18 protein-coding genes are annotated in these 18,062 nt (G+C 61.9%); 10 read left to right on the forward strand and 8 right to left on the reverse strand.

The features are described from left to right. Position 1 precedes the first annotated feature (1 nt). The 6 genes from pheT to infC form a co-directional block, all read right to left on the reverse strand. Positions 2-2,488: a phenylalanine--tRNA ligase subunit beta gene (gene pheT, locus V2B23_RS24265; RefSeq protein WP_430952641.1), complete on the reverse strand. Its 2,487-nt coding sequence runs from the start codon at positions 2,486-2,488 to the stop codon at positions 2-4. A 65-nt stretch (positions 2,489-2,553) separates the two neighbouring features. Next, positions 2,554-3,624, reverse strand: a complete 1,071-nt coding sequence (gene pheS / locus V2B23_RS24270; protein ID WP_033230792.1) for a phenylalanine--tRNA ligase subunit alpha — start codon at positions 3,622-3,624, stop codon at positions 2,554-2,556. A gap of 133 nt (positions 3,625-3,757) precedes the next feature. Beyond that, positions 3,758-4,582 (reverse strand): TrmH family RNA methyltransferase, encoded by an 825-nt coding sequence (locus V2B23_RS24275; RefSeq protein WP_430952642.1) that lies wholly within the window; start codon positions 4,580-4,582, stop codon positions 3,758-3,760. A gap of 23 nt (positions 4,583-4,605) precedes the next feature. Then, on the reverse strand, positions 4,606-4,995 hold the full coding sequence (gene rplT, locus V2B23_RS24280; RefSeq protein ID WP_033230794.1) for a 50S ribosomal protein L20: 390 nt from the start codon (positions 4,993-4,995) through the stop codon (positions 4,606-4,608). Positions 4,996-5,057: 62 nt separating this feature from the next. Beyond that, a complete protein-coding gene (rpmI, locus tag V2B23_RS24285) occupies positions 5,058-5,252 on the reverse strand; it encodes a 50S ribosomal protein L35 (protein ID WP_033230795.1) in 195 nt (64 codons plus the stop codon). 44 nt (positions 5,253-5,296) lie between these two features. Next, positions 5,297-5,944: a translation initiation factor IF-3 gene (infC, locus tag V2B23_RS24290; protein ID WP_430952807.1), complete on the reverse strand. Its 648-nt coding sequence runs from the start codon at positions 5,942-5,944 to the stop codon at positions 5,297-5,299. A 386-nt stretch (positions 5,945-6,330) separates the two neighbouring features. On the opposite strand from infC, the gene V2B23_RS24295 reads away from it, so the two are divergent. Together V2B23_RS24295 and V2B23_RS24300 are read left to right on the forward strand one after the other, a co-directional pair. After that, positions 6,331-6,696, forward strand: coding sequence for a DUF1844 domain-containing protein (locus tag V2B23_RS24295; protein ID WP_033230796.1), 366 nt, complete (start codon positions 6,331-6,333; stop codon positions 6,694-6,696). A gap of 22 nt (positions 6,697-6,718) precedes the next feature. Beyond that, positions 6,719-7,138: a DUF1801 domain-containing protein gene (locus V2B23_RS24300; protein WP_430952643.1), complete on the forward strand. Its 420-nt coding sequence runs from the start codon at positions 6,719-6,721 to the stop codon at positions 7,136-7,138. A 4-nt stretch (positions 7,139-7,142) separates the two neighbouring features. Here V2B23_RS24300 and V2B23_RS24305 read toward each other — a convergent pair whose 3' ends face one another. Beyond that, a complete protein-coding gene (locus V2B23_RS24305) occupies positions 7,143-7,847 on the reverse strand; it encodes a helix-turn-helix transcriptional regulator (protein ID WP_430952644.1) in 705 nt (234 codons plus the stop codon). An 86-nt stretch (positions 7,848-7,933) separates the two neighbouring features. Between V2B23_RS24305 and V2B23_RS24310 the strand changes: the two genes are divergently transcribed. Then, positions 7,934-8,641 (forward strand): alpha/beta fold hydrolase, encoded by a 708-nt coding sequence (locus tag V2B23_RS24310; RefSeq protein ID WP_430952645.1) that lies wholly within the window; start codon positions 7,934-7,936, stop codon positions 8,639-8,641. Between the two features lie 80 nt (positions 8,642-8,721). On the opposite strand, the gene uvrA is transcribed toward V2B23_RS24310, so the two are convergent. After that, positions 8,722-11,682: an excinuclease ABC subunit UvrA gene (uvrA, locus tag V2B23_RS24315; protein WP_430952808.1), complete on the reverse strand. Its 2,961-nt coding sequence runs from the start codon at positions 11,680-11,682 to the stop codon at positions 8,722-8,724. Positions 11,683-11,862: 180 nt separating this feature from the next. Here uvrA and V2B23_RS24320 point away from each other — a divergent pair, with 180 nt between their 5' ends. From V2B23_RS24320 to V2B23_RS24350, 7 genes are all read left to right on the forward strand, one after another. Further along, positions 11,863-12,549, forward strand: a complete 687-nt coding sequence (locus V2B23_RS24320; RefSeq protein WP_430952646.1) for an MBL fold metallo-hydrolase — start codon at positions 11,863-11,865, stop codon at positions 12,547-12,549. Between the two features lie 298 nt (positions 12,550-12,847). Next, a complete protein-coding gene (locus V2B23_RS24325) occupies positions 12,848-13,087 on the forward strand; it encodes a hypothetical protein (protein WP_430952647.1) in 240 nt (79 codons plus the stop codon). Continuing rightward, entirely contained in the window at positions 13,084-14,526 is a 1,443-nt protein-coding gene (locus V2B23_RS24330; RefSeq protein ID WP_430952648.1) for a phospholipase D-like domain-containing protein, read from the forward strand. Before V2B23_RS24325 ends, V2B23_RS24330 begins: the two co-directional genes overlap by 4 nt. A 178-nt stretch (positions 14,527-14,704) precedes the next feature. Further along, entirely contained in the window at positions 14,705-15,073 is a 369-nt protein-coding gene (locus tag V2B23_RS24335) for a nuclear transport factor 2 family protein (protein WP_430952649.1), read from the forward strand. Positions 15,074-15,173: 100 nt separating this feature from the next. Continuing rightward, positions 15,174-15,611 (forward strand): hypothetical protein, encoded by a 438-nt coding sequence (locus tag V2B23_RS24340; RefSeq protein ID WP_430952650.1) that lies wholly within the window; start codon positions 15,174-15,176, stop codon positions 15,609-15,611. A gap of 179 nt (positions 15,612-15,790) precedes the next feature. Then, positions 15,791-16,729 (forward strand): DUF5996 family protein, encoded by a 939-nt coding sequence (locus V2B23_RS24345; RefSeq protein ID WP_430952651.1) that lies wholly within the window; start codon positions 15,791-15,793, stop codon positions 16,727-16,729. Between the two features lie 352 nt (positions 16,730-17,081). Then, positions 17,082-17,951 carry a DoxX family membrane protein gene (locus tag V2B23_RS24350; protein ID WP_430952652.1) on the forward strand — a complete coding sequence of 290 codons (870 nt, stop codon included), beginning with the start codon at positions 17,082-17,084 and terminating at the stop codon, positions 17,949-17,951. The last annotated feature ends 111 nt before the right edge of the window (positions 17,952-18,062 follow it).

Here is an 18,062-nt window from a genome sequence, read left to right on the forward strand (position 1 = left end):
GTTAGCCGCGCATCTGCGCGCCAACAGCCTTGGACGCTGCCGCTACTGCTGCGTCACGCGCGGCACTGGCCTCGTCCTCGGTCAGGGTGCGATCCACGCCGCGGAAGCGAAGTGCGAACGCCAGCGACTTGCGGCCTTCACCAACCTGCTCGCCCTCGAAGACGTCGAAGAGACGGATATCTTCGAGAAGTTCGCCGCCGCCGACGCGTAGAGCTTCCTGAACCTCGGCAGCCGGAACGCTGCGGTCGACAACAACGGCAACGTCCTGCAGAACAGCCGGGAAGGGCGACACACGCGGAGCGGGCAGGTTCTCGACCAACGGCAACGCGTCCAGATCGATTTCCAGTGCGCAGGTGCGGGCAGGAAGTCCGGCACGCTCGAGAACAGCCGGATGCAATTCGCCGGCATGCCCGACAACGTTGCCGTCGACAATAACCTCGGCGCAACGTCCCGGATGCCACGGCAGGTACTGCGCCGCACGCAGTTCAACCTCGACGCCGGCTGCCGCTGCAATGACTCGCACTGCAGCAAACGTGTCCGATGCCTCTGCGGCGCGGCCGGGACCCCACGGGCCGTTGAGCTCACGCAAACCACTGAGTACAGCCGCAACGTGTACGGGCTGCTCGGGCAGTGACGCGATCAGGTTTGCGATCTGATCGTCCGTCGGGCGACGGTCGACCGGCAATGCGTCGACAGGCTTGGTATCCGGCCCCGGAAGCACAACCTGGGCAATGCCGTACAGCGCAAGATCACGCTGGCCACGAGAAGCGTTGCGAGCCAATACCTCCAACAAGCCCGGCAGGAGCGTCGTAGCCAGTTCGGGGCGATCCGCCTCGAGCGGATTGAGCACCTTGCTGGTGTTGCGACGCGGATCGTCACTGTCCAGGCCCCAGACATCGAAGATGTTGGTGGGCAGGAACACCGGCGGCAGCACCTCGACGAATCCGGCATGTGCAATCGCCTTGGACACCGTACGCTTGCGGCGCTGTTTCGGCGTCAGTCCACGTCCGGCAGGTGCGGCCGGGAGAACCGACGGAATCTGCTCGAGGCCTTCGAGACGCAGGACCTCTTCGACCAGATCAGCAGGCTGAACCAGGTCCGGACGCCACGACGGCGGGGTCGCGACCAACTGGCCGTGCCCTTCGTCGCTGACTCCCACCTCGACAGTGCAACCGACCTGAGTGAGACGACGGGCAGCCGTGCCGTTGGGGTAGCTGACTCCGGCTACCCGATCGGGAAGGTCGATGTCCATCCGAATCGCTTCACGCGGCGCAACCGCACCGACATCGGTGAGGACGGGTTCGATACGGCCACCAGCGATCTCGACGAGGAGTGCTGCTGCGCGGTCGACTGCCGCAACCGGGATCGCCGGGTCGACAACGCGCTCGAAACGCTTGCTGGCCTCACTGGACAGCTTGTGCCGACGCGCAGTCTTGAAGACCGCAAGCGGATCCCAGGTAGCTGCCTCGAGCAGGATGTCCGTGGTCTCGGACCCGACCTCGGTGGTCGCGCCGCCCATGACTGCAGCCAACGAGATGACGCCGGAATCGTCGACGATCACCACATCCTCGGGATCGAGGGTGCGCTCGACCTCATCGAGAGTGGTGAGCTTCTCACCGGCCTTCGCGCGGCGAATCACCAGGTCACCCTTCACCGCATTCGCATCGAATGCGTGCAGCGGCTGACCCAGTTCGAGCATCACGTAGTTGGTGACGTCAACAGCGGGAGAGATCGGGCGAACACCCGAGAGCAGCAACCGTCGCTGCATCCACCACGGGCTGACTGCCTTGGGGTCGATACCGGTGACCTTGCGCATCACGAAACGCGTCGCCTTGGACTCCGGTTCGAGCTGCACCGGCCAGGCCTGCCCCTCAGCGGGGTGAGCGGGAACCGAAGCGGGATCGGCAAATTCGAGATCGAAGCCGCACGCGAGTTCACGGGTAAGGCCGCGCACCGAGAAGCAGTAACCACGGTCCGGGGTGATGTTCAGTTCGATGATCGTGTCACCGAGTCCGAGCAACTCGTTGCCGTCCGCGCCGGGCTCAGCAGTGCCGGGCTCGAGCACCAGAATGCCCGAGTGATCCTTGCCGATGCCGAGTTCCGCGACTGAGCAGATCATTCCGTCGGAAATCTTGCCGTACGTCTCACGACTCGCGATGGCGAAGCCGCCAGGTAGGACAGCGCCGGGCAACGCAACAACGACGAGGTCACCCTCGGCGAAATTGCGAGCACCACAGACGATGCCGCGAGGCTCTGCTTCGCCGACCTCGACCTGGCAGAAACGGATCGGCTTCTTGAACTCGGTGAGTTCGGTGATCTCGAGGACCTTGCCGACCACCAGGGGGCCGTCGATTGCCTCGAGTGTGTCGAGTTCCTCGACTTCGAGTCCTACCCGGACGAACCCCGCGTCCAACTCTTCGGGAGTGACCTCCCACTCCGGAGTTGCCCGCTGCAGGATCTCGGTCAGCCAGGATTGCGCTACTCGCACGTCAGCTCAGCTCTCTCGTTTTCTCGATAAGTCTGTTGGTCGAAAAGGTCCGAATGCCGGACCGGTCAGCCGGCAACACCGAAAGGCAGCGTGAAACGCACGTCGCCTTCGACGATGTCACGCATGTCCGGGATACCGTTGCGGAACTGCAAAGTCCGCTCCAGACCCATACCGAACGCAAATCCCGAGTACTCGTCGGGATCAATTCCGCTGGCGCGCAGCACGTTCGGGTTGACCATGCCGCAGCCACCCCATTCGACCCACCCTGCGCCACCCTTCTTGTTCGCGAACCACACGTCGACCTCGGCCGACGGTTCCGTGAACGGGAAGTAGTTGGGGCGCATACGCGTCCGAGTCTCGGGACCGAACAATGCGCGCGCGAACGCGTCCAGAGTTCCCCGAAGATTGGCCATCGTCAGGCCCTTGTCGACAGCAAGGCCCTCGACCTGAGAGAACACCGGGGTGTGCGTCGCATCGAGTTCGTCGGTACGGAACGTACGACCGGGGCAGACGACGTAAATCGGAACCTCACGCGTGAGCATCGTGCGCACCTGCACCGGCGAGGTGTGCGTGCGCAGCACCTGACGCGAGTTCTCCGGAGCCAGGTGGAACGTGTCCTGCATGGTCCGCGCGGGATGATCCGGCAGGAAGTTCAGAGCGTCGAAGTTGAAGTGCTCGGTCTCGACCTCCGGCCCCTCGGCGACCTCCCAGCCCATCGCGACAAATACGTCGGCGACCTGCTCGGAGATCAAGCTGATGGGATGACGGGCACCCACTGGATAACGATCGGACGGCAGGGTGACGTCGATTGCCTCGGCAACCAGCACCGCGGCGTCACGTTCGGCAAGGAGGACCTCGCGTCGCGCGTCGTACGCCGAACTGATGCGAGTGCGGAAGATGTTGACGCGTTTACCCGCTTCGGCCTTTTCCTTACCGGGAAGGCTGCCGAGACCACGGCGAGCGAGGGCGATCGGGGACTTGTCCCCCATGTGCTCAACCTTGACCTGAGCCAATGCATCCAGGTCCGCTGCCTCCGCGAGCGCCTTCTCTGCGTTCTCCGCGGCCGCGGTCAGCGCCTCTTCGGTGAGCGCACTCGCATCGACGTCCGGCGGGGTCGCGCCCTCATTTTTGGCCACGGCTGTGACACTCCTGTCGCTTCTCGGTTTGCTTCTCTACTGCGGTCGAGCATTGTGTCGAGCATTGTTACGCTCTTGCATTCTCTCAGGCTTCCGCAAACGGAATTCCGAGAGGTCACTTCCGTCTTATTTGTCAGCCCTGATCGGTGTCGCGATTTTGCACCCGCGCACTCGCATAGAGGCAGATAGCGGCTGCAGTCGCCAGATTAAGGCTTTCGGCGCGCCCGTGGATCGGAATACGGACACGGTAATCAGCGCGGGCCGCTACGGCTGGATCAAGACCGTGCGCTTCGTTTCCGAACAGCCAGGCCGTCGGCTTGCTCAACAACTCGTCTGCGTTGTCGAGGTCGATCTCTCCGTCGGCAGCAGTCGCCAGTATCTGAATACCGGCGGCGCGGATCTGTTCGATCACCGAATCGGTATCGCGTTCACGAACAACCGGAAGATGGAACAGGCTGCCCGCCGACGAACGAACGACTTTGCCGTTGTGCGGGTCCACACTGTCGCCGGCGAGAATCGCGGCATCAGCGCCAACTGCGTCGGCAATCCGAATTACCGTGCCAGCGTTGCCGGGTTCATTGACCTCGACCGGAACAGCCAAGAGCTTGGTATCCGGGCGGATCGCGTCCGACAGCGGAACATCGAGGAGATCACACACGGCAACCAGGCCGGGCGGAGTCACGGTGTCGCTCAATGCCTTGGCTGCGCGGTCGGTGACGAGCGCAGCGCGAACTCCGGAGCTCAACGCCAGATCGATGACGTGTTGATACCGATCGGCAGCGGCCTCGGTGTAGAAGAGGTCGCGGACCACGGTGGCTGTAGAGCTGTTGGCCTTCAAAACCTCCGTGACGGAGTTTTCGCCCTCGACCAGGAATCGTCCTGCTTTACGTCGTTCTGCTGTGCGCAGGAGCTTGACAGCAGAAACGACCCGCGGAGTCCGCTCGGTGAGCGGATCCACGGGCCGTTGCTGTGATGCGTCGATCAGGCTGCTTCTCCGGCAGGCGCATTCACGTCAGCCGGCAGAGCGGCCTTCGCGAGTGCAACGAGGCCGGCAAAGGCCTCTGCATCGGAGACGGCGAGCTCGGCGAGGATCTTGCGGTCGACGTCGACCTCAGCCAGGCGCAGGCCCTGGATCAGGCGGTTGTACGTGATGTCGTTGGCCCGAGCTGCAGCGTTGATACGCGTGATCCACAGCTTGCGGAACTCACCCTTGCGTGCACGACGGTCGCGGTATGCGTACACCATCGAGTGGAGCTGCTGCTCCTTGGCCTTGGTGTACAGACGCGAACGCTGTCCACGGTAGCCGCTGGATGCAGCAAGAATTGAACGACGCTTCTTCTGGGCGTTGACCGCCCTCTTTACGCGTGCCACGTGAAAATCCTGTCAATCTAGGGGCTGAGATTCGGCCCCGGGTGGTCAGTAAGGGGGACGACTCAGATGCCGAGCATGCGCTTGATGCGCGGTGCGTCATCAGGGCTGACGACAGCGACACCGTCGAGACGACGGGTGACCTTGCTGGCCTTGTGCTCGAGAAGGTGGCGACGGCCGGCCTTCTGGCGCAGGAGCTTGCCGGAACCGGATACCTTGAATCGCTTCGAGGCGCCGCTGTGGGTCTTCATCTTGGGCATGGAGTCCTCAGTTCTTTGTTACGTGATGATGCTTAGGGAATCGACTAGCTGGTCGGAGCTTCGGGAGCCGCTTCGTCGGCTGCCGGGGCTGCCGGCGCTGCCGGGGCTTCGGGCGCCGGCTTCGGAGCCGCCTGAGCGACTGGCGCCTGAGCGCTTTCCTGAGCCTTGACGCGAGTCTTGGCACCCTTGTGTGGCGCCAGAACCATCGTCATGTTGCGACCGTCCTGCTTGGCCGAGGTCTCGACGAATCCGAGATCCGCGACGTCTGCTCCCAGACGCTGCAGAAGGCGGTAGCCGAGTTCGGGGCGTGACTGCTCACGACCGCGGAACATGATCGTGACCTTGACCTTGGAACCAGCTTCGAGAAAGCGAACAACGTTGCGCTTCTTGGTCTCGTAGTCGTGGGCGTCGATCTTGGGGCGAAGCTTCTGCTCCTTGATGACCGTAAGAGTCTGGTTCTTGCGAGACTCACGGGCTTTCTGTGCAGCTTCGTACTTGAACTTGCCGTAGTCCATGATCTTGCAGACCGGCGGACGGGCATCAGGAGCTACCTCGACAAGGTCGAGGTCGGCTTCCAGAGCCAAGCGGAGTGCATCTTCAACACGCACGATGCCTACCTGTTCACCGCCAGGTCCGACCAAACGGACCTCGGGAACGCGGATTCGATCGTTGATGCGGGTCTCAGTGCTGATGGGGCCTCCTAGGTTGAACGGTGCGGTCTTATGACCGCACGCAGCTAGTTCTACCCAAACCCCAACAAAAAACCCCGCGGTGATATTTCTCCGCGGGGCCCGATGTCGACCGATCAGATCAAACCCAGCTCACGCCAGGAACAATCTCCTCGACTAGACGAGGAACCTGAAGAAGAATAGATTCTTCCTTCAGGTGACCGGAACCACTGAACTGCAGTTTTACCTGCCGTGCAGAGGTGGGAGTCGGGCTCCACTTGCTGCCCCCGAACATGTCGGAGGCGGTCGTTGGCACAAGAGTATCAGGCCGACGGCGATGAATCTAATCGCGCCTGCACAAGACAAGGCCAGATTGAACTGCTGCGGACAGTGATGGAATCCTTGCAGACATGAGTGAGAACTTCGAAGCAGATCAGAACACCGACGCGAACCCTGATGTCCGCGAACTCTCCGAGGTTCCCGCAGTCGAGGTCATCAGCCGCGCCGCCGTGATGCTGATGAGCTCCGCAGCAGAGAAGCTCGGACTGTCCGACGCCGACCCGTCGGCCAGCCCGTACCTGGACCTGGACGAAGCGCGCCGCGTCATCACCGCACTGGCCGGACTGGTCACCGCATCCGTCGAATACCTCGGCCCCCACGCCGGTCCCATTCGCGAAGGCCTGCAGGCCCTCCAGCGCGCGTTCCGGGAAGCGTCGTCGCACCCCGACGAGCCCGGCAAGGGCCCGGGCGAGAAGTTCACCGGTCCGGTCTACTGAGCCGCGAACTGCGACCGCAAACATGGCAACCGCGAACAAAACGCAACCGACTCCAGACGACGTCGGCGCCTTTGTCGATCGAATTGCCGACCCGGTCAAACGCGCCGACAGTACGGAACTGATTTCCGTACTGTCGGCTGCGACCGGAGAACCGCCGGTGATGTGGGGCACCAGCATCATCGGATTCGGCGCCCGCCACTATCGCTACGCAAGCGGACACGAAGGTGACACCGCACTGATCGGGTTCTCACCCCGAGCCACCGCATTGACTCTCTACTTGTCACTGAACTTCGACGAGCACGCCGAGACACTCGGCCGCCTAGGCAAGCACAAGATCGGCAAAGGTTGCCTCTATGTCAAACGACTCAGTGACGTCGATCGCTCCGTCTTGGAAGAACTTGTCGCGGAATCCGTTGCTGCGGCACGGAATATGAGCTCCTGAGCCGTCAACTCACGTTGGCCGCCGACCGCGCCGTCGGCGGCGGCTCTCCGAACAGCGCAGTCTCCCGGGGAACGAAAAGCTCCTTGGTCAGCGTTGCTTTCTGGATCCGATCGAGACGAAACCACCGAACCGCGTCCCTCGTTCGGCACCAACCGATCACGAACCACCGATCTCGGGTGTGAGCCAGCAAATGTGGCTCGACCGCACGCGTCGATTCGGCACCGTCTCCGTCGATGTACCGCAACGACACAACGCACTTACGTTCCAATGCCTGCTCGATCGCGCGCCGGTTCACTCCTGACTCGTCATCGGATTCTTCGCCATGCCGGACCCAGACGCGCCCGCTGAGTTCCTCAACTCTGGCCCGACTGTCGGCGTCCATGACGTCGAGGAGTTTGGCCAGGGCTGCCCGTCCGTCGTCCGTGAACGGGGCGTCTCCGACGGCAGTCAAGGCCAAGGCGATCGACACTGCCTGCGGGACAGTGAAATTCACCGGAGGTAGCGTCGCGCGGCCAATCAGACGGTAGCCGCCGCCAGGTCCGCAGCGACCTTCGATCGCGGACCCCGACTCCGTCAATGTCTCGATGTCACGCTTGACTGTGCGCGGCGTGACACCGAATTGCGCAGCCAACTGCGCAGCATTTGACCCGCGATCGCCACGACGACGCAACTCTTCGAGGAGTGCGTGCAATCTGGCCGCTCGATTCACGTTTCCGATTGTCGCAAATTTCGATACCAAACGGTGACAAAATCGGTGACACGCAGTTGTCACCGATAGCCCGCCACTATGGGCTCATGAAAACTCACATCATTCTGGTTCCCGGATTCTGGCTCGGCGCATGGGCGTGGGATGCGGTACTCCCCCACCTGGAACGCCCTGACACCCGCGTCACCGCACTAACACTTCCGGGACTCGAGTCGATGGACTCGCCCCGGAACACCGTGACTCTCGATTCCCACGTCAGCGCAATCGTCGACGCCGTCTCGCGGTCGGACCAACGCACGATCCTCGTCGTACACAGTGGTGCCGGAGCGTCCGGCTACGCCGCGACCGATCGCGTGCCCGACCAGATTGCGCGCATCGTCTACGTCGACAGCGGTCCGATGCCGGACGGCACCGCTCTTCGACCCGATCTCGCCGACGACGCGGTCGAGGTTCCACTGCCGACTTGGGCCGAACTGGAAGCAGACGGGAGCAGCATCGAGGGACTCGACGACGACGCACTGACGGCGTTTCGTGATCGCGCTGTCCCCGAACCTGCGGGCGCAGCTCGAGATCAGATCGTCCTGACCGATCCGAGACGCTATTCGGTTCCCACCACTGTGGTGTGCAGCAGCTTTCCCTCCGACGTCATCAAACAGATGGCCGACGGCGGATTGCCCGTTGCCGTCGAACTGGCGAAGTTGCCGGTGACGTACGTCGATCTCCCCACCGGACACTGGCCGATGTGGTCACGCCCGAAGGAGTTGGCTCACGCCATCCTCGACGCTGCAGACGCGTAGCCTCACGACGCCGGCATAGCAGTGATGCCGGGACAGACAGACTGTCCCGGCATCACTGACATCACACCTATCTCACCTGGTCAGGCCACCGAGGCGGACTTCTTCCGCGGCGCAGCCTTCTTGGGGGCGGCAGCCTTCGCCGCGCGCTTCTTCGCCACAGTCTTCGTCTTCACGGGAGCCTTTTGCGCGCTGAGCACCTCGCTGAGGAACTTGCCGGTGTAGCTCTCGGGCACGGCAGCAATTTCTTCCGGTGTTCCTTCTGCCACAACGGTTCCGCCGCCGGATCCACCTTCGGGACCCATGTCGACAACCCAGTCCGATGTCTTGATGACGTCGAGGTTGTGCTCGATCACGATGACACTGTTGCCCTTGTCGACCAATCCGTTGATCACGATCAGCAACTTGCGAATGTCTTCGAAATGCAGGCCGGTTGTCGGCTCGTCGAGGATGTAGACGGTACGTCCGGTGGAACGCTTCTGAAGCTCGGCAGCAAGCTTCACGCGCTGAGCCTCACCACCGGACAGCGTCGGTGCCGGCTGTCCCAGTCGCACGTAACCGAGACCGACGTCCACCAGAGTCTTCAAGTACCGGTGAATCGAGGTGACCGGCTGGAAGAACTCCGCTGCCTCCTCGATGGGCATGTCCAGCACCTCGGCGATGGACTTGCCCTTGTAGTGAACCTCGAGAGTCTCGCGGTTGTACCGAGCCCCGTGGCAAACTTCGCACGGTACGTACACGTCGGGCAGGAAGTTCATCTCGATCTTGAGTGTGCCGTCACCAGAGCATGCCTCGCAGCGACCGCCCTTGACGTTGAACGAGAAACGGCCCGGCTGATAGCCTCGCACCTTGGCTTCGGTGGTCGCAGCGAACAGCGTACGAATCTTGTCGAACACACCGGTGTAGGTGGCCGCGTTGGACCGCGGGGTACGGCCGATCGGCGACTGATCGACCTGAACCAACTTGTCGAGTTGATCGAGTCCGTTGATTCGGGTGTGGCGGCCCGGCACCTGACGAGCACCGTTGAGCTTGTTTGCCATGACGGTGGCCAGGATGTCGTTCACCAACGTCGACTTCCCCGAACCGGAAACGCCGGTGACGGCGGTGAGAACACCCAACGGGAAGCTCACGTCGATGCCGTCGAGGTTGTGCTCACGCGCACCGACAACGGTGACCTGCCGCTTACGATCGACCGGGCGACGGATCTCGGGGACCTCGATGAACTTTCGCCCGGACAGGTACGCGCCGGTAATGGACTCGTCGCAGGTGAGCAGCTCTTCGTAGGGTCCGCTGTGAACTACCTGGCCGCCGTGCTCGCCGGCGTACGGACCGATGTCGACCACCCAGTCGGAGGTACGAATCGTGTCTTCGTCGTGCTCGACCACAATCAGGGTATTGCCGAGATCGCGAAGCCTGGTCAGCGTTTCGATCAGGCGACGGTTGTCTCTCTGGTGCAAACCGATGGACGGCTCGTCCAGCACGTAGAGCACACCGACAAGACCCGAACCGATCTGCGTTGCCAGCCGGATTCGCTGGGCCTCGCCGCCGGACAGGGTGCCAGCGGCACGCGACAGCGAGAGATATTCGAGGCCGACGTCGAGGAGGAATCCGAGGCGGGCCTGAACTTCCTTGAGCACCTGTCCCGCGATGGCTTCTTCGCGTGAACCGAGCGTGAGACTGTTCAGGAAATCTGCGCAGTCGGAGATCGAGAGTTCACACACCTCCGCGATGGACTTGCTGCCGAAATCTCCGGCGGCAATGGTCACCGACAGGATTTCCGGACGCAGTCGCGCACCGCCACACGCGGGACACGGGGTGTCGCGCATGTAGCCGTCGTAGCGTTCCTTCATCTGATCAGATTCGGTCTGCTCGAGCCTGCGATGCAGGAAGGGCATGACGCCCTCGAACTCCGCATAGTAAGAACGGGTACGCCCGTACCGGTTCTTGTACCGGACGTGGACCTGTTCCTCACTGCCCTCGAGAATTGCCTTGCGCGCCTTGGCTGGAAGCTTGTTCCACGGCGTCTTCATGTCGAAGCCGAGGATGTCGCCGAGGCCGGACAGCAAGCGCCCGAAGTACTCGGAACTCTGCCCCATCGACCACGGCGCGATAGCTCCGTCCTCGAGACTCAATTCCGCATCGGGAACAACAAGTTCGGGGTCTACCTCTTTACGAATACCCAGACCCGTGCACTCCGGGCAGGCTCCGTACGGCGAGTTGAACGAGAACGAACGCGGCTCGAGATCGTCGATCGCGAGTGGATGGGCGTTGGGGCACGCCAGCTTTTCGGAGAATCGCCGCTCCCGGTCAGGCGCGTTTTCTTCACGGTCGACAAAGTCGAGAACAACAATGCCCTCGGCAAGGCGGAGAGCGGTCTCGACCGAATCCGTGAGTCGCTGCTTGGAGCTTGCCTTCACCTGCAGACGATCGACGACAACTTCGATGTCGTGCTTTTCCTGCTTCTTCAGCTTCGGCGGATCGGTCAAGGGGTAGACGACACCATCAACCCGTACACGTGAGTAACCCTGCGTGTTGAGCTGTTCGAAAAGGTCGACGAACTCACCCTTGCGGGTGCGCACCACCGGAGCGAGGACCTGAAACTTGATGCCCTCCTCCATGTCGAGGACCTGATCGACGATCTGTTGAGGCGTCTGACGCGCGATTTTCTCACCACATACCGGGCAGTGAGCGGAACCCGCGCGGGCATAGAGGAGACGAAGGTAGTCGTAGACCTCGGTAATGGTTCCGACGGTTGATCGAGGGTTCCGGTTGGTCGACTTCTGATCGATCGACACCGCAGGCGACAAGCCTTCGATGAAATCGACGTCGGGTTTGTCCATCTGGCCCAGGAACTGACGCGCGTACGCCGAGAGTGACTCGACATACCGACGCTGTCCTTCGGCGAAGATCGTGTCGAACGCAAGGCTGGATTTACCCGAACCCGACAAACCCGTGAAGACGATCATGCTGTCTCGCGGGAGATCCAGGTCGACTCCTCGCAGATTGTGCTCTCGCGCACCCCGCACGATCAGGCGATCCGACACACCAATTCCCTTCATCGTCATTCATCTGGGCTGTCCACCAGCGACATCACCGACATCTCGAGCACTCAAACGCAGCGAGTCCTCGAACGACGCCATGGTAGGCCGAGCCACCGACAAGTTTTGACTGCAAGCACGAACCCAGCGTTCTACCAGCCCCTATTCGAAGGTAGCCTGCGAATCATGACGAATCAGCCCATCGTGATCGACAACTCCTATACCGGTCAGCTCTCCCCCGATTCTGCGCCTCAACGACGCACCATCGACAGTGCAACCATCACGAAGATGTCAGTCGGCCCCATGGACAACAACACCTACCTCGTGGTCTGTTCCGCAACCGGGAAATCACTCCTGATCGACGCGGCCAACGAAGCCGAGAAAATCGTTGCGCTGATCGAGCAGGAAGCTCCGGTGTTCGACTCCATCGTCACCACACACCAGCACGGCGACCACTGGCTGGCACTGAAAGACGTCCACGCTGCCACCAACGTGCCAACCGCTGCGCACCCCCTCGACGCCGAAGCACTTCCCGTGACCCCGGACGTACTGCTCGAGGACGGCGACAGCGTCACGGTCGGCAACCTGAGCTTGGATGTCATCCACCTGTCCGGCCACACCCCCGGCTCCATCGCACTCGTGCTCACCGAACCGTCCGGTCAGCTTCACATCTTCACCGGCGATTCGCTCTTTCCAGGCGGAGTCGGCAAGACCGCTGATCCCGAGAAATTCACCTCACTGCTCAGCGACGTCGAGACCAAGCTCTTCGCACGCTACGACGACTCCGCCATCGTCTACCCCGGCCACGGCAAGGACACGACGCTGGGCGCCGAGCGTCCGCACCTGCAGGAATGGCGCGAGCGCGGTTGGTGACCCTTGCACCGCACATCCCCAGCGCTGCCCCGCCACGCGCGTTGGGGATGACCACCCGTCGACGGACGTGATCAGGCCGAGAAGTCGTTCAGCAACCGACTCGGACGGAATGGCCTTCGACTTCAAGTGGTCGACAATCGGACTAGCTCTACTGTCACGCAGCTAACTGGGCCGCAACGCCTACCCAGGGTCCGTCACTCATGGCCGCGATACCTGGAACGCGGAGCTAAGGACCGCTCCTCGGCTTCTTTAGCTGAGCGGTATCATCATCGCGAACCGTCACTTCCAAGGAGCCCACATGACCGCACCGCTCCACAGTCGGCAACTGCGGTCCGTGTCGAGCGCGAAGCGCACTGAGCGGGAGTCGGTGCGCCGCCGCTACGGAGCATCCGAGGTGAGAATCTTCGGGTTGGTAGCCAGCACCGTTGCAGGGGAAGAGCTTTCGGAGTTGCTCGCCACACATGTCGACGTCGTGGCGCGAGAAGTATCCAAGGAAGCAGGGTCGGAAACTGCCCACGCCGATATGGTCGCTGTGTGAGCAGAATTCTGGCTCCGGGCGAAACCTGCTGGCGCATCGAGCCGGCTGACAATCTTGCCTGCATTGTCGATGCCGCTGACTACTTTCATCATGCGAAGTCCGCGATGCTACAAGCGGAAAAACGAATCATGTTGATCGGCTGGGACTTCGACACGCGCATCAAACTCGAGCCGCGCGAGAAGACGCTCGACGGCCCAAATCGGCTGGGCATGTTCCTACGCTGGCTTGTCCGCGAGAAACCCGACCTCGAAATCCTCGTCCTGAAATGGAACATAGGGGCCTTCACCGCAATCGGACGCGGCATGACTCCCGTCTTCGTGTCGAACTGGTTGACCAACGAGCGTCTTCGGTTCGAAATCGACGGCGCCCACCCCGTGGGCGCCGCACACCATCAGAAAATCATCGTCATCGACGATGCTCTGGCGTTCTGCGGCGGCATCGACATGACGGTGGACCGCTGGGACACCTCGGATCACGTCGACCGCAACGACTACCGAATCACACCGAGCGGAAGGCGTTACGGCCCTTGGCATGACGCGACCACAGCGGTAGACGGCAGTGCAGCTGCGGCCATCGGTGAATTGGCGCGGGCACGCTGGAAATCCGCAACCGGCGAGGACCTGGCACCGGTCCAGAGCACTACGACGCCGTGGCCTGTCAATTTGGCTCCCACTTTGCGCGTCGTCGACGTAGCCATCGCCAGAACGCTGCCGGAACTCGGCGAACGCACGGAGGTACGCGAGATCGAGGCGCTCTATCTCGCGGCCATCGCCGGTGCCGAACACATGCTGTACATCGAAAGCCAGTACCTCGCCTCACGCACGCTGGCCGAGGCGATTGCCGCGCGCCTGCGTGAGGCCGACGGACCGGAGATCGTTCTGGTCATTCCGCGCAACGCCGACGGATGGCTGGAAAAAAAGGCGATGGACGGGGCACGCCACGACCTGTTGCATCTGTTGTGGACTGCTGACGTCCATGACCGGTTCGGTGCGTTCTATCCCGTGACCTCCTCTGGTGCAACTATTTACGTGCACGCAAAGATCCTGGTGATGGATGATCGACTCCTGCGAATCGGGTCATCGAACCTCAACAACCGTTCGATGGGCTTCGACACCGAGTGTGACATCGCCGTCGAATCCGACGACGATTCAGATGTCGAGTTGCGGGCCTCGATCGTCGGACTGCGGCGCCGACTGCTCAGCGAGCACCTCGACGTCACCGAGAATGAGGTCGACGACACGTTGCGGGAGCACTCACTGTTGACGACGGTTCGCGCACTTGCGTCCTCAGACGGCCGCAGTCTGCGTGAATTCGACCGGAACACAGTCGACAGCGAAGACCACGTGCTCGCTGAAAATGCACTGATGGATCCGGAGCGCACGCCGCCGAGGCTGAGCGACCGAATCGGCGGGATTCGCCGTCTCCTCGACAAACGCTGAGACTCGAACCGATCTTCGATGCTGTCGATCGGAAAGCAACTCGGACAGCGAGCCTGCGTCGTGAGTAGCTCGATGATACGAAGCGTTCCGATTTCGGAGCGTTGGCCGACACGGCACTCGCGAGGACGCCGCAGCGAGCCTTTTTTCGACCACACCAAAACTCCCTGGAGGAACTGCCATGACGAATCCGCTGATTGCAGACTGCCCAGACGCCGTACGCGCCTACCTGACCCTCGCTGAAGCGGAGGATCGCACAGCCGCGGTGTCGCTATTTGTCGAAGATGCACACGTCACAGACGACGGGCACGACTACATCGGTGTCACCCAGATCAGGGCATGGCTGGGTCGAGTCGCAAGTCAGTACACGTACACCACAACGCCGATATCCACGACCAGCGACGCCGCCACTAGAACGACCTCGGTCAGGTGCCGGCTCGAAGGAACGTTCCCCGGTGGGCTGGTCGACCTCGACTACTGCTTCCAACTGGACGACTCCGGTCGACTCGAACGCCTCACCATCACTCCGAGTGCAAACCAGCCCGCCTGAGCCACCCGGCACCCTCGGTAGCGGGTTGAAGCTTTCGACGAAGACCACTATCTCGAAATGACGATGTTCGGTATTTGTGTGCGATGGGTATGTGCGAGCCATGCCGAATCAGCAGATACCCGATCCACCCGACAATTCACGGCCCCACGAAGCGAGCGACGACGAGGTTGCCGCCGCAGGCAAACTCTCCGAAGCTCTCGAGACCGTCGAACGCGCCCGTGGACGCTTGTACGACTTTCACCAATTGATCGGGCATGCCGACCTGATGCTCGACCAAGCGGTCCAGAAACTGCGCGACGCCGGCCGCGACGACCTCGCAGAGAAAATAGAAACCGAGCTGGTCGGACGCAACGTTCTTCACGGACGATGGACCTTCCAAATCGTCGAGGAGTTCGACGACAACTTCTGGTCCGCGTTCCGAAAGTCCGAAATGCTCGTGCGCAACGAGCTGTGCAACGGGAGCCGACACGTCTTCGAGTCCGAAATGAAAGAAGCCCGGCGAACTCACGGATATCCCGGACACGAAGCACGCCCCTGACCTCATCCCCTGTGCCAACGGCTGGACACTGCCGCCGGGGTCGCCGAAGATCCCGCTGAACTTCGCTGTCGTCTCGAGGCGCACGCTGGTGTGACCCAACGCGGTTGTATACACGTCGAACCCACTCGTGCCAGACTCCGAAGTAGGCCCGATTGTCGATCGAGCGCGGAGGACGTCGAATGACAACATCCAACACACCGGCGGAGTGGCCCGCGCTACGCGTCGACGACTGGACCGACACGCGCGACACCCTGCACATGTGGGTGCAGATCGTGGGGAAGATTCGACTCGCGTGTTCGCCGCTAGTCAACCACTGGTGGCAGGTCACCCTGTACGTCACTCCCCGAGGGTTGACGACGTCGTCCATCCCCTACGGCGACCGCATTTTCGATATCGAATTCGATTTCTGCGAGCACCAACTACGCATCCGCGACAGTTCCGGGGCGTCGCACGAGATTCCGCTCGAACCTCAATCGGTATCGACATTCTATGCACGCACGATGGAAGCGCTACGCACCCTGGGTATTTCAGTGGACATTGCGCCAACACCGAATGAGGTTGATCCGGCACTTCCGTTTGCCGACGATCATGTGCACTGCACCTACGACGCCGCAGCCGTCCACTTGTTCTGGCGGCAACTCGTTCAGGCCGACCGCGTCATCGCGTCGTTCCGCGCGGGATTCATCGGAAAGGTATCGCCGGTCCATTTCTTCTGGGGCGCAATGGACCTCGCATGTACTCGTTTCTCCGGTCGCACTGCGCCACCACATCCGGGGGGAGCCCCCAACTGCGGAGACTGGGTGATGGTGGAAGGTTACTCTCACGAATTGAGCAGCTGCGGCTTCTGGCCGGGCGGCGGAGAGGAAGGCGCGTTCTATTCGTACTCGTACCCCGCGCCTGCGGCGTTCGAGGACTATCGCGTCGAACCGTCGGCAGCGTTCTACAGCAACGATTTCGGTCAGTTTCTTCTGCCGTACGAAGCAGTCCGAACTGCCACCGACCCTGACGCGACACTTCTGGCGTTCCTGCAGACCACATATGCTGCCGCCGCCGATTCGGGCCACTGGGACAGAGCCGCGCTGGAGAGCGACCCGCATCGCTGGGCGGCGCGGCGATAACTGTCGCGCTCCGGTCCGCCGCCCATGCGTCGTGCTTGGACGAGTCGATCGGTTCCCGGGTTCTGCATCGTCGAGGTGGTTCCGTGCTCGCGGATGAAAACAAAAACCCCGCAGGCGTTGCGACGGTCATGCCTGCTGGGCCCCCACCGACCACCACGACGTCGACGTTGCGATCCATTGTCAAACCTCCCACGCCGTCGTCTCAAGGTGTGTCGCGGCCGAGTTTCGGTCAATTCTTCGCTGTTCGACGTGGTTTTTGCAGTCTTCCCACAGGGGCTGGCCAAACGTAACCTCTCCCGGGTTCCGTTCGAATCGCTAGGGTGGAAAGGACCTACATCGGGAGGCTTGGAACATGCTGGTACGTCGAATTGCTCGTCCACTTCTTTCCACCATCTTCATTGCCGGGGGGATCGATGCGCTCCGCAATCCTGCGCAACGCGCGGCAAAAGCAACTCCACTGATCGACAAATCAGTGGAAACACTCCCCGGCGCGGTGACACAGAAATTGCCCGCAGATCCAGAGACACTGATCAAGCTCAACGCGGTGATCCAGATCGGCGGTGGGGCATTGCTGGCAAGCGGTAAGGCTCCACGCATCGCATCGTTGGCACTGGCTGGAAGCCTGATTCCCACCACAGTTGCAGGCCATGATTTCTGGAACGAGACCGACCCAACACTTCGCGCGATGCAGCGCACCAACTTCATCAAGAACGTCAGCCTGCTCGGCGGCCTGATGATCGCGTCCGTCGATACCGAAGGCAAACCGTCACTCGGTTGGCGCGGTCGACGCGCTGCGAGGAAGGCGCAGGCATCGATCGCGGCGACACTCCCCTTGGCGGCCGCAAACCACGACGAGCACACAGGCGAACGCCTCGAGCATGCTCTCGCCGTAGCCTCGGAGCGTGGCACCGAACTAGCCGAAGCTGCAAAGGTACACGGTTCCGAATTGCTCGAGATCGCCAAGGAACGTGGCCCCGAGATTCTCGAGGTTGCACAGAAGCGCGGTGCGGAACTGGCAGAGACGGCTAGAGAGCGCGGATCGGAACTGGCAGAGTTGGCCGGAAAGCGCGGCGCCGAGTTCGCAGAACTTGCGCTCGAAAAAAGCAACGAGTGGGCGGAGACTGCATCCGAGCAGTCAGAGGTCCTCGGCAAACGAGCCCGCAAACGCGCCGAAATCGCACTGGCGAAGGCCCGCGAGAAGCGCGACGAATTGACGCACTGACGCATTCGAACGTCCGGTCAGGCCACCCTCGGGTGGCCTGACCTCGTTGGATACACCCCATTCACCTAAGCGAACTAGACTGTCTTGGCACTTTTGCGGTGCTCGAACTAC

The sequence above is a fragment of the Rhodococcus sp. 24CO genome (genome assembly GCF_050586165.1).
Classification (GTDB): Bacteria; Actinomycetota; Actinomycetes; order Mycobacteriales; family Mycobacteriaceae; genus Rhodococcus_F.